The following is a 12,943-nucleotide window of genomic DNA, read 5'->3' as shown; positions in this document are numbered from 1 at the left end:
ATTAAACGACACGAGATTTTAACATTTAATTTTGCGTATCCTAAAAAGTTTAGGTTAGCGAAAAGTTAATTAAAAGTCTCGTGTTTTTTAATTATATTATGGTTTGTTTTAAATTAGCATAAATAGGTTTCAAGACGTTTTTATGTTAAAATTTAAGAGTTAAATATATAGAGAAAAATAACAATGTCATATATACATAAACTATAAATATTATGCTATTGCATATAGAAGAAAAAGGATTGTGAACTATAGAGATGGCAAATGAAACTCCAATGATGCAACAATATTTAAAAATTAAAGCGCAATATCAGGACTGTTTATTGTTTTTTAGACTAGGCGACTTTTATGAAATGTTTTTTGAAGATGCAAAAGAAGCATCAAGAGTACTAGAAATTACTTTAACAAAAAGAGATGCTAAAAAAGAAAACCCGATACCTATGTGTGGTGTACCGTATCATTCAGCGGATAGTTATATTGAAACGCTAATAAACAATGGTTATAAAGTTGCGATATGCGAGCAAATGGAAGATGCTAAATTAACCAAAAGTATGGTGAAAAGAGAAGTTGTAAGAATTGTAACGCCAGGTACAGTGATGGAACACGGTGGTGTTGACGATACGCAAAATAATTATATTTTAAGTTTTATTTATAATAGCGATCATTATGCACTAAGCTATTGTGATGTCTCAACTGGTGAATTAAAAGTTACGCATTTTGATGATGAAGCGACTTTAATAAACGAAATTACAACGATTAATCCTAATGAGATTGTCGTTCATAAACCAATACCAGAACCATTACAAAGACAAATTAATTTAACTACAGAAACAATAACTGTATCAGAAACAATTTCAGATATGAAATACGGTGTGAATCATTTAGAAGATGAAGCGATGTATACTGCGACACAATTGTTATTAGATTATATACATCACACACAAAAAAGAGATTTGTCTCATATAGAATCCGTTGCAAAATATGAAGCGGTCGACTTTATGAAAATGGATTTTTACGCTAAACGTAATTTAGAACTAACGGAAAGTATTAGATTAAAGTCAAAAAAGGGTACTTTACTTTGGTTAATGGATGAAACGAAAACACCAATGGGCGCGAGAAGATTAAAGCAATGGATAGATCGTCCATTAATTCATCAACAACAAATAAACGCGCGTTTAGATACGGTTGAACAATTTATTACGCATTTCATCGAACGTGATACTTTGCGTGGATATTTAAACCAAGTGTATGATATTGAACGTTTAGTTGGACGTGTGAGTTACGGTAATGTAAATGCACGTGATTTAATCCAACTTAAACATTCAATTATGGAAATCCCTAATATCAAAGCTTTGCTTAATGATTTCGATGAGAAAATGCCTGCTCATTTTGAGGCATTAGAACCGTTGGATGATTTATTGACTGTATTAGAAAATAGTATTGTGGAAGAACCGCCAATTTCTGTAAAAGATGGTGGCTTGTTCAAAAAAGGATTTAACGAGCAACTCGATGAATATTTAGAGGCATCACAAAATGGGAAGTCTTGGTTGGCTGAGTTACAAAGTAAAGAACGACAACGTACCGGGATAAAATCACTTAAAATAAGTTTCAATAAAGTATTCGGTTACTTTATTGAAATTACTAGGGCCAATTTACAAGGATTTGAGCCGAGTCAATTTGGTTATAATCGTAAGCAAACATTATCTAACGCGGAACGATTTATAACTGATGAGTTAAAAGAAAAAGAAGATATTATTCTTGGTGCGGAAGACAAAGCAATTGAATTAGAATATCAATTGTTCAGTGAATTACGTGAACATATTAAGGCTTATACGGAAAGGCTACAACAGCAAGCTAAAATTATTTCGGAACTGGATTGTCTGCAAAGCTTTGCGGAAATTGCGCAAAAGTATAATTATGTGAGACCGACCTTTAGTCAGGATAAAACATTGCAATTAGAAGATTCTCGTCATCCAGTTGTAGAACGAGTAATGGATCATAATGACTATGTGCCAAATGATTGTAAATTAGATCAAGATACATTTATTTATCTTATTACAGGACCAAATATGTCTGGTAAGTCTACTTATATGCGTCAAGTTGCGATTATAAGTATTATGGCTCAAATGGGGGCTTATGTTCCATGTAGTTCAGCAATCGTACCGATATTCGATCAAATATTTACACGTATTGGTGCAGCCGATGACTTAGTGTCAGGTAAAAGTACATTTATGGTAGAAATGTTAGAAGCACAAAAAGCATTAGCCAATGCGACTGAACATAGCTTAATTATCTTTGATGAAATCGGACGTGGTACTTCTACTTATGATGGCTTGGCATTAGCGCAATCAATGATTGAGTATGTAGCCCATACATCTAAAGCAAAAACGTTATTCTCTACACACTATCACGAATTGACTACATTAGATCAAACGCTATCGAGTTTAAAAAATGTCCATGTGGCTGCTAACGAATATAAAGGAGAACTTATCTTCTTGCATAAGGTGAAAGATGGTGCCGTAGATGATAGTTATGGAATACAAGTAGCAAAACTAGCCCATTTACCTGAAGAAGTTATCAATAGGGCTCAAATTATATTAACACAATTTGAACAACATAACGCTAATCACTCAGTTACTAAACAAGCGTCACAAATTGAGGATGACTCGCAGTTCGATTCTAAAGAAGAAGCGGAAGTTAATAACAATCAATTTGAACAAGCGGCGTTTGAATTGTTTGAACAACAACCGGAAGAGAGTGAAACGGAAATAACCATAAAAAATATGAATTTATCAAATATGACACCTATTGAAGCATTGGTTAAATTAAATGAATTACAAAATCAATTGAAATAGAGGTGAGTTTTATTGGGTAAAATTAAAGAATTACAAACCTCACTAGCAAATAAAATTGCTGCGGGTGAAGTTGTAGAAAGACCCGGCTCAGTAGTAAAAGAATTACTAGAAAATGCTATCGATGCTAATGCAACAGAAATTAATATAGAAGTAGAAGAATCAGGTGTAGCTTCTATTAGAGTTGTAGATAATGGCACAGGTATAAGTGAAGATGATTTAGACTTGGTCTTTCATCGTCATGCAACGAGTAAATTAGACGAAGATGACGACTTATTCCATATTAGAACATTAGGATTCCGTGGAGAAGCATTAGCTAGTATCTCGTCTGTTGCAAAGGTGACTTTGAAGACGTGTACTGATAATGAAGAAGGACATGAAATCTACGCGGAAAATGGAGCCATTTTAAATAAAAAACCTGCTAAAGCTAAGCGTGGTACGGATATCAGAGTTGAGTCATTATTTTATAATACACCAGCGAGATTAAAATATATAAAGAGTTTATATACTGAATTAGGCAAAATTACCGATATTATTAATCGGATGGCAATGAGTCATCCCGATATACGTATTTCGTTAGTGGCTGATGGTAAAACGATTATTCATACAAATGGATCAGGCAAAACAAACGAAGTAATGGCCGAAATATATGGTATGAAAGTGGCCAAAGATTTAGTCCATATATCTGGTGATACAAGTGACTATCATTTAGAAGGTTTTGTTGCTAAACCAGAGCACTCACGAAGTAATAAACATTATATTTCTATTTTTATCAATGGTCGCTATATTAAAAACTTTATTTTGGATAAAGCTATTTTAGAAGGTTATCATACGTTATTAACTATAGGTCGTTATCCCATTTGTTATATTAATATCACGATGGATCCCATATTGGTAGATGTGAATGTGCATCCAACTAAGTTAGAAGTACGCTTATCAAAAGAAGAGCAATTATATAAATTAATAGTCGAAAAAATTCAAGATGCATTCAAAGATAAAGTATTAATTCCGCACAATGATATTGATAAAATCAATAAAAAAAATAAAGTGTTAAATCAATTTGAACAACAAAAAATTCAATTTGATCAACAACGTCAAAATGCTCGTCAAGAACAAGATGAACCAACTACACAGTCAATGGACAATGTCGAAGAAACTTCACAGCAACAAGACGACAACCAGTGGACGAGTACAGCGAGTGATAATATAAGAGAAGATGTTGATAGTTATCAGGCGCAGCAAAGACAAGTTTTAGCAGACTTTGACGCCCATGAAGAAATGGATAATACTATCAATTATGAGGATGAAGTGAAAGATAACGTTACGAGTTCTCCGACGAGACGAGTACCTTATATGGAAGTCGTAGGTCAAGTGCATGGTACTTATATTATTGCTCAAAATGAAAATGGCATGTTTATGATAGACCAACACGCAGCCCAAGAACGTATTAAATATGAATACTTTAGAGAGAAGATAGGCGATGTTTCTAATGAAATACAAAATTTATTAATACCGCTAACTTTTCATTTTTCAAAAGATGAACTCATGATTATCGAACAATATAAAGATGAACTTGCTAAAGTAGGCGTGAAATTAGAACCATTTGGTGGTCATGATTATATTGTAGATAGTTATCCAGTTTGGTTTCCTAAAGCTGAAGCCGAGGAAATTATTAAAGACATGATTGAATACGTGTTAGAACATAAAAAAGTTAACATTAATAAAATTCGTGAAGAAGCGGCAATTATGATGAGTTGTAAGAAATCAATTAAAGCCAATCATTATTTAAAAAATAACGAAATGGCCGATTTAGTAGACCAGTTAAGAGAAACAGAAGATCCGTTCACTTGTCCGCATGGCAGGCCCATTATAATTAATTTTAGTAATTATGAAATAGAACGACTATTCAAACGAATAATGTAGGGGGCATAATCAATGCAACAACATATTTTACCTGCAATTAGAACAATGAAGGATTTAGAAAAACTGATTAATACAGATTATAAAGAGTGTGTACTGTTGGATACACATATAGGGCATCTAAAAAGCATCATGGAATTACTAAATAAAAATAATTTAGAAACATATATCCATATTGATTTAATTAAAGGTATGAGCCATGATGAATTTGCATGCGAATATATTATTCAAAATTATAAACCTAAAGGCATCGTTTCTACAAAAACTAAAGTGATCAAAAAAGCTAAAGCGTTGAATACGACGTCAATATTAAGAGTATTTGTCATTGATAGCCATGCATTAACGCGTAGTATTGAGTTAATCAACCGAGTTGAACCTGATTTCGTCGAAGTATTACCTGGAGTTGCAAGTAAAGCTATTAAGGTCATTGATGATGAAACAAATGCAAAAGTAATTGCCGGTGGTTTAATTAAAGAACAAGATGAAGTAATACAAGCAGTGAAATCTGGTGCAAAATATATAACTTCGAGCGATCGAAGTTTATGGTAAAAACCTTTGACCGTTAAAGTGAAAACTTTAGCGGTCTTTTTTTAATTAGTAATCATATAGGTATTATAAAACTTTGAGGTTTGAACCTTTGATAAATAGCATCATTTAATTGTAAATAAAAAATTTTATAACACTAATAATTAGATATTCAAAAATTAAATGTGACAAAATTTTTACGAATTTGTTGACAACGCTTACAAAATAAGTGTAAGATTAAATTAAGTTAATAATAGAACAGAGATGAGAGATTTCTACAAGGGAGAAAACCGGTGGTTCAACTGGCTTTAATTTGTAGGAGTCTTTTTGTCTTTTTTAGGAGGAATCTCTATGAGTGTATATTTTGCTGAATTTTTGGGAACAGCAATTTTAGTGTTATTTGGTGGCGGCGTTTGTGCCAATGTCAATTTGAAGAAAACTGGCGGCTTTGGAGCTGACTGGATCGTTATCGCAGTAGGTTGGGGTCTTGCAGTATCAATGGGTGCCTATGCAGTAGGTAATATTTCAGGTGCGCACTTGAATCCAGCAGTTACATTAGCAATGGCAATGGATGGACAACTTGCTTGGGGAATGGTTCCAGGTTACATAATTTGCCAAATTATAGGCGGTATATTTGGTGGTATGCTTGTATGGTTAATGTATTTACCACATTGGAAAGCTACAGAAGATCAAGATGCGAAGTTAGGTGTATTCTCAACTGCACCAGCAATTAAAAACTACTTTGCTAACTTTATCAGTGAGATTATTGGTACTATGATTCTTACTTTAGCATTATTATATATCGGTACTAACAAAATTGCTGACGGCTTAAATCCACTTATTGTTGGTGGTTTAATTATCGCAATTGGTTTAAGTTTAGGTGGACCAACAGGTTATGCTATTAACCCTGCTCGTGACTTAGGCCCACGTATTGCACATGCTATCTTCCCAATCGCTGGTAAGGGGAAATCAAATTGGGGATATGCAATCGTACCAGTATTAGGTCCAGTCGCAGGCGGTATGCTTGGTGCAGTAGTTTATAGATTGTTCTACAAAGGCGACTTTGATGTTGCATCAGTCGTTGGACTTATCGTAGTAATCATTACATTAGTATTAGGTATTGTATTGAACAAAAACAATAAAAAGAAAGATATAGAATCAATTTATTAATTAAGTAATAGCACATGTTACAGTAAATGATATAACGTTAATTTAATTATGAAAAATAGAATTTATAGCAAAAAACTTTAATATTGAATTATTTAACTTTAAAATGGTTATTGAACGTATAAGAGATGAAATTGAGAAAGGGAGTTAGACTATTATGGAAAAATATATTCTATCTATAGACCAAGGAACTACTAGTTCTAGAGCGATTTTATTTAATCAAGACGGTACGATTAAGGGAGTTGCGCAACGTGAATTTAAACAATTCTTCCCTAAATCTGGTTGGGTTGAACACGATGCTAACGAAATTTGGACTTCTGTTTTAGCAGTAATTGCAGAAGTATTTAATGAAAATGATATAAGCCCAGAACAAATTGCTGGTATTGGTATTACAAACCAACGTGAAACTACTGTTGTATGGGATAAGAAAACAAACAGACCAATTTATCACGCAATCGTTTGGCAATCTCGTCAGACACAAGGTATTTGTCAGGAGCTTAAAGATAAAGGCCTAGAAGATAAATTCCGTGAAAAAACTGGTTTATTATTAGACCCATACTTTGCAGGTACTAAAGTTAAATGGATTTTAGACAATGTTGATGGCGCTAGAGAAAAAGCTGAAAATGGCGATTTATTATTCGGTACAATCGATTCATGGTTAGTATGGAAATTATCAGGCGGCAAAGCGCATATTACAGATTACACTAATGCGAGTCGTACGTTAGTTTATAACATCCATGATTTAGAATGGGATAAAGAATTATTAGATATTTTAGAAATTCCTGAAAGCATGTTACCAGAAGTTAAAGAATCAAGTGAAGTATATGCGAATACAATCGATTATCATTTCTTCGGACATGAAGTACCAATCGCAGGTATCGCTGGTGACCAACAAGCTGCATTATTTGGTCAAGCATGTTTCAACCGTGGCGATGTTAAAAACACTTACGGTACAGGTGGTTTCATGTTAATGAACACTGGCGAAGAAGCCGTAGCATCTAAAAATGGTTTATTAACAACAATTGCTTATGGTTTAGACGGTAAAGTAAATTACGCGTTAGAAGGTTCAATCTTCGTTTCAGGTTCAGCAATTCAATGGTTAAGAGATGGCTTACGCATGATTAACTCTGCGCCACAAACTGAAAACTATGCTGAACGTGTTGAATCATCTGAAGGTGTATATGTTGTACCAGCATTTGTTGGTCTTGGTACGCCATATTGGGATGCTGAAGCTCGTGGTGCGATCTTTGGTCTAACTCGCGGTACTGAAAAAGAACACTTTATTCGTGCAACACTAGAATCACTATGTTATCAAACACGTGACGTTCTAGAAGCTATGAATAGTGACTCACAAATCGAAGTAAACAACTTACGTGTCGATGGTGGCGCAGTTAAAAATAACTTTATTATGCAATTCCAAGCGGACTTAATAAATGTTGGCGTTGAAAGACCAGAAATTAACGAAACAACAGCATTAGGTGCTGCATACTTAGCTGGTTTAGCCGTAGGTTTCTGGAGTAGTAAAGATGAAATTGCTAATCGTTGGAAACTTGAAGAAAAATTCGAACCTAAGATGGAAGAAAAACAACGCGAGAAATTATATAAAGGCTGGCAAAAAGCTGTAGAAGCAACACAAGTTTTTAAATTAGATGAAGAATAACTTTAATTAGACTTTTAATAATTAACTATGCTACAATATGGGTAAGTTAATAATACACATGAGAAGTAGAGACTCTGTTCGTACAATAATATATGTATAGGATAGGTCTCTGCTTTTTTAATTTATAGGAGGCGCTCAGTTTATGAGTTTATCTACACTAAAAAGAGAACAGGTTAAGAAAAATTTAAAAGAAGATAATTACGATGTAGTAATTATCGGTGGTGGTATTACAGGTGCTGGTATTGCTTTAGATGCTAGTAATCGTGGTATGAAAGTGGCATTAGTAGAAATGCAAGACTTTGCTCAAGGTACAAGTTCACGTTCTACAAAATTAGTTCACGGAGGATTACGTTACCTTAAACAACTACAAGTTGGTGTCGTTGCTGAAACAGGTCGTGAACGTGCAATCGTTTATGAAAATGGTCCACACGTAACAACACCAGAACGTATGTTATTACCAATGCATAAAGGTGGTAGCATGGGTAAATTCACTACAGCTATTGGTTTAACTATGTACGATCGTTTAGCAGGCGTAAAAAAAGCTGAACGTAAAACAATGTTAAACAAAAAGCAAACTTTAGAAAAAGAACCATTAGTTAAAAAAGACGGCCTTAAAGGTGGCGGTTCTTATGTTGAATATCGTACTGATGATGCGCGTTTAACAATAGAAGTTATGAAACGTGCCGAAGAAAAAGGCGCAACTATTATTAATCATACTAAATCTGTGCATTTCACATACGATAACAACGAAAAAGTAAATGGTATTCATGTTGAAGACCAACTTGATGGTGAAACTTATGCTATCAAAGCTAAAAAAGTTATCAATGCTAGTGGTCCATGGGTAGATGAAGTACGTAGTGGTGACTATGCACGTAATAATAAACAATTACGTTTAACAAAAGGTATTCACGTAGTAATCGACCAATCTAAATTCCCATTAGGCCAAGCAGTATACTTTGATACTGAAAAAGATGGTCGTATGATTTTTGCTATTCCACGTGAAGGTAAAGCTTATGTTGGTACAACTGATACGTTTTACGACAACGATAAAACTTCACCATTAGCAACTCAAGAAGATAGAGATTATTTAATCGATGCAATAAATTATATGTTCCCTGATGTTAACGTATCAGATAGTGATATTGAATCATCATGGGCTGGTGTAAGACCACTTATCTTAGAAGAAGGAAAAGATCCTTCTGAAATTTCTCGTAAAGATGAAGTTTGGGAAGGTAAATCAGGCTTACTAACTATTGCTGGTGGTAAACTTACTGGTTACCGTCACATGGCTTTAGAAATTGTTGATTTATTAGCTAAACGCTTAAAAGAAGAATACAAACTTAAATTCAAACCTTGTGCTACTAAAGAATTGAAAATTTCTGGTGGTGACGTAGGTGGCAGTGCAAACTTCGAAAACTTCATCGAACAAAAAGTTGAAGAAGCAAAAGCTTACCAAATTGATGAGCAAACAGCACGTCACTTTGCATCTAAATATGGTTCAAATGCTGAAGACTTATTCAAAATTGCACAAACAGCTAAAAATCAAGACAGTGGTTTACCACTTGATATTTATACTGAACTTATTTACTCAATTCAAAATGAAATGGTATTTAAACCAACAGACTTCTTAATTCGTCGTACTGGTAAACTTTATTTCAACATCAAAGATGTTTTAAATTATAAAGAAAAAGTTATCAACGTTATGACTGAATTATTAGGTTACAATGAAGTTCAAAAAGACTTATATACTAAAGAACTTGAAAAAGCAATCGACGAAGCACAAACTGGTAACAATCAACCAGCAGTCAAAGAATAATAAATTAACGCAGTTTGTTTTTCGCTAAAATTTTATATTTAATAGTTACTCTAGTTAGGATTTTCCTTTCTAGAGTAACTTTTTTTATCGTAAAGTAAACCGAATTTTTGAGTGTGGTTGTTGTATGAAAGCAATAAGTTCTATAAAATAAATAATAACAAGCGTATGGTTCAAAATAGTGTTGTTTTAAATATACTGGAGTGACTACAATCTTATTAATTGTGGTAGATACCATAGTATATAGTACTAATCTAAACATTAAGTCATGAATGGAGGCCAACTACATGGGACAAAGTAATTTAAAAATAACAGTTGCAGACGGTGCAACGTTAGAAGTTAAATTAAATAAGGCTAAAAAGTCTACAATCGGTGTAGTACATATTTTTCATGGCATGGCAGAACATATGGGGCGATATGACGAATTAGTAACAGCTTTAAATCAACAAGGATATGATGTTATTCGACACAATCATAGAGGGCATAATCAAGAAGAACTTGAAAAGAATATTGGACATATAGATGATTTTGATCAAGTAGCAGAAGATGCATTTGAAATCGCACAAACCTTATGTGCGAACTATAAAGATTTACCTTATATTGTCATCGGTCATTCAATGGGTTCAATTATCGCACGTGTATTTGCACAAAAATACCCACAGTCTATTAACGGATTGATTTTAACAGGTACTGGTTATTATCCAAAAATTGTAGGTTATACGTTACAAGCAGCATTGAAATGTATTACATTAATGAGTGGTAAACGTAAAAGGTTAAACTGGGTAAACAATTTAATGTATAAATCTTTAAATAAACGGATTGACAATTTAAAGACTAAAAGTGATTGGCTATCATCAGATGATGCACAAGTTCAAGCATTTATTAAAGATGAAAGAACTGGTTTTTTAGTGTCTAACCAATTGATTTACCAAACTGTAAAACATATCGTTAAAACGAGCAAACATAAATTTATAACTCAGATGAACCCTAATATGCCGATACTTATGATTTCTGGTAAAGAAGATCCATTGGGTAATTACGGTAAAGGCATCCATAAACTTGGTAAATTATTTAAGCGAGGCAATGTAAAACATATTACGGTGCATTTATATAAAAATAAACGCCATGAAATTTTATTAGAAAAAGAACATGATACGATATGGCATCATATGTTTGAATGGATTGATAAACAAATTTTAAGAGCGCAGAGAATACAGAAAAGTGAGTGATAAATTTGCAACAACAGAAACCGTTCATCGTTGTTATTGTTGGACCAACAGCTGTGGGAAAGACCGAATTTAGTATTGAATTAGCAAAACGAATTAATGGCGAAATTATTAGTGGCGATTCTATGCAAGTATATAAAGGCATGGATATCGGTACAGCCAAAGTATCGACAGAAGAAATGGACGGCGTCCCACATCATATGATTGATATCTTAAATCCAGATGATACTTTTTCGGCTTACGATTTCAAAAATAGAGCGCAAACATTAATAGATACTATAACTGCCAAAGGTAAAATACCCATCATTGTTGGTGGTACCGGTCTTTATATTCAATCACTTATTTATAATTATGCTTTTGAAGATGAGACGATTAGTGCGGAAAAAGCACAAGAACTAGAGGAGAAAATGCAGCAATTTGAAACTTACTCAAATCAAGCATTACACGACTACCTAAAGTCGTTTGATTCAGAATCTGCAGAAGCAATACATCCTAATAATCGAAAAAGAGTGTTACGCGCAATCCAATTTTATTTAAAAACAAAAAAACTTTTAAGTTCTCGTATGAAAATGCAACAATTCACAGAAAATTATGATACATTATTATTAGGGATGGAAATGTCGCGTGACCTATTATATGACAGAATAAATAAACGCGTAGATATAATGTTGGAGAACGGATTATTAAGTGAAGTAGAACAGCTCGTTGAACATGGATATGAACCATGTCAAAGTATGCAAGCTATTGGATATAAAGAGATAGTCCCAGTAGTAAAAGGGAGTGTTTCGTTAGCACAAGCTATAGAAAAGTTAAAGCAACACTCACGAAATTATGCAAAACGCCAAATGACTTGGTTTAAGAATAAACTGGACGTGATTTGGTTAAATAAAGAGACGAAGTCACTTTCATTAATCTTAGATGAGGTTTCCGCCCAAATAAACAGAAGGAGTTAGTAAGATGATTACACAGAACAACAACCAAGACCAATTCCTAGGGCGCTTTAAAGAAGAAAAGACAAACATCATAGTCTTTTTAATTAATGGCTTTCAAATTAAAGGTGTAATCGAAGATTTTGATGAGTCAACTGTATGCTTGTTTTCACAAGAAAAACAACACTTGATTTACAAGCATGCTATTAGTACTTTTACAATCGACGATAGCGAGTAACCTAATAATAAATTAATATCAAAGTAAAGAGGCTATAACTTAACTGATGATTACGTTAATGTAACGTAGAAAGTCAGATTCGTTATAGCCTCTTTTTATGTCTTTAAAAATATAATTATAGTAAAGCTTTAATTTCTTCTTCTAATTGTTCTGGTTTCTTCTGTGGAGAGAAACGTTTAATGACATTACCTTCTCTATCAACTAAAAATTTTGTGAAATTCCATTTAATTTTTTCGTTAAGGAAGCCGTTTTGGGACTCAGTTAAATATTTGAATAAAGGATGTTGATTTGGCCCTTTGACATCAATTTTTTCATGTATTGGGAAAGACACACCATAATTAATTTTACAGTTTTGTGTAGCTTCTTCACCAGAACCAGGTTCTTGACCTCCAAATTGGTTACATGGGAAACCAAGAATCATCAAACCTTGGTCTTTATATTGTTCATATAAGTGCTGTAAACCTTCAAATTGTGGCGTGAAACCACATTCACTTGCCGTATTAACGATGAGGAGTACATCACCCTTGTAAGCGTCTAGTTTATATTCTTCACCGTTTGTCTTTTGTACCGAAATATCATATATACTCATTGTTATCACCTCTGTAATCAATAATTT

At 33.4% G+C, this 12,943-nt stretch carries 10 protein-coding genes; 9 read left to right on the top strand and 1 reads right to left on the bottom strand.

The window, feature by feature from the left end:
* Positions 1–254: 254 nt before the first annotated feature.
* From mutS to hfq, 9 genes are all read left to right on the top strand, one after another.
* The gene (gene mutS, locus ISP08_RS07625) at positions 255–2,852 is read left to right on the top strand and encodes a DNA mismatch repair protein MutS (protein ID WP_195718231.1); all 2,598 of its coding nucleotides are present in this window, start codon (positions 255–257) and stop codon (positions 2,850–2,852) included.
* Between the two features lie 12 nt (positions 2,853–2,864).
* Positions 2,865–4,772, top strand: a complete 1,908-nt coding sequence (gene mutL, locus ISP08_RS07620; RefSeq protein ID WP_195718230.1) for a DNA mismatch repair endonuclease MutL — start codon at positions 2,865–2,867, stop codon at positions 4,770–4,772.
* Between the two features lie 12 nt (positions 4,773–4,784).
* Positions 4,785–5,318 carry a glycerol-3-phosphate responsive antiterminator gene (locus tag ISP08_RS07615; RefSeq protein WP_048794025.1) on the top strand — a complete coding sequence of 178 codons (534 nt, stop codon included), beginning with the start codon at positions 4,785–4,787 and terminating at the stop codon, positions 5,316–5,318.
* 327 nt (positions 5,319–5,645) lie between these two features.
* The gene (locus ISP08_RS07610; RefSeq protein ID WP_195718229.1) at positions 5,646–6,464 is read left to right on the top strand and encodes an MIP/aquaporin family protein; all 819 of its coding nucleotides are present in this window, start codon (positions 5,646–5,648) and stop codon (positions 6,462–6,464) included.
* Between the two features lie 154 nt (positions 6,465–6,618).
* On the top strand, positions 6,619–8,121 hold the full coding sequence (glpK, locus tag ISP08_RS07605; RefSeq protein WP_048794023.1) for a glycerol kinase GlpK: 1,503 nt from the start codon (positions 6,619–6,621) through the stop codon (positions 8,119–8,121).
* Between the two features lie 142 nt (positions 8,122–8,263).
* A complete protein-coding gene (locus tag ISP08_RS07600) occupies positions 8,264–9,937 on the top strand; it encodes a glycerol-3-phosphate dehydrogenase/oxidase (RefSeq protein ID WP_195718228.1) in 1,674 nt (557 codons plus the stop codon).
* Positions 9,938–10,221: 284 nt separating this feature from the next.
* Positions 10,222–11,163 (top strand): alpha/beta hydrolase, encoded by a 942-nt coding sequence (locus ISP08_RS07595; protein WP_048794021.1) that lies wholly within the window; start codon positions 10,222–10,224, stop codon positions 11,161–11,163.
* A gap of 5 nt (positions 11,164–11,168) precedes the next feature.
* On the top strand, positions 11,169–12,113 hold the full coding sequence (gene miaA / locus ISP08_RS07590; RefSeq protein WP_195718227.1) for a tRNA (adenosine(37)-N6)-dimethylallyltransferase MiaA: 945 nt from the start codon (positions 11,169–11,171) through the stop codon (positions 12,111–12,113).
* Between the two features lie 4 nt (positions 12,114–12,117).
* Positions 12,118–12,327 carry an RNA chaperone Hfq gene (hfq, locus tag ISP08_RS07585; protein WP_195718226.1) on the top strand — a complete coding sequence of 70 codons (210 nt, stop codon included), beginning with the start codon at positions 12,118–12,120 and terminating at the stop codon, positions 12,325–12,327.
* Between the two features lie 115 nt (positions 12,328–12,442).
* Here the strand turns inward: hfq and ISP08_RS07580 are convergent, their stop codons facing one another.
* Complete coding sequence (locus ISP08_RS07580; RefSeq protein WP_195718225.1) at positions 12,443–12,916, bottom strand: glutathione peroxidase; 474 nt, start codon at positions 12,914–12,916, stop codon at positions 12,443–12,445.
* Between the last annotated feature and the right edge of the window lie 27 nt (positions 12,917–12,943).

Origin of the sequence: Staphylococcus lloydii, assembly GCF_015775975.1 — a bacterium.
Taxonomy (GTDB): Bacteria; Bacillota; Bacilli; order Staphylococcales; family Staphylococcaceae; genus Staphylococcus; species Staphylococcus lloydii.
Note: the sequence above shows the minus strand (reverse complement) of the source record. Positions and strands in the feature narration are given on the sequence as shown.

Bases quoted from the DNA above. Each gene is read 5' to 3' on its own strand.
- mutS (WP_195718231.1), top strand. From the start codon at position 255: ATGGCAAATGAAACTCCAATGATGCAACAATATTTAAAAATTAAAGCG.
- ISP08_RS07615 (WP_048794025.1), top strand. From the start codon at position 4,785: ATGCAACAACATATTTTACCTGCAATTAGAACAATGAAGGATTTAGAA.
- ISP08_RS07610 (WP_195718229.1), top strand. From the start codon at position 5,646: ATGAGTGTATATTTTGCTGAATTTTTGGGAACAGCAATTTTAGTGTTA.
- glpK (WP_048794023.1), top strand. From the start codon at position 6,619: ATGGAAAAATATATTCTATCTATAGACCAAGGAACTACTAGTTCTAGA.
- ISP08_RS07600 (WP_195718228.1), top strand. From the start codon at position 8,264: ATGAGTTTATCTACACTAAAAAGAGAACAGGTTAAGAAAAATTTAAAA.
- ISP08_RS07595 (WP_048794021.1), top strand. From the start codon at position 10,222: ATGGGACAAAGTAATTTAAAAATAACAGTTGCAGACGGTGCAACGTTA.
- hfq (WP_195718226.1), top strand. From the start codon at position 12,118: ATGATTACACAGAACAACAACCAAGACCAATTCCTAGGGCGCTTTAAA.
- ISP08_RS07580 (WP_195718225.1), bottom strand. From the start codon at position 12,916: ATGAGTATATATGATATTTCGGTACAAAAGACAAACGGTGAAGAATAT.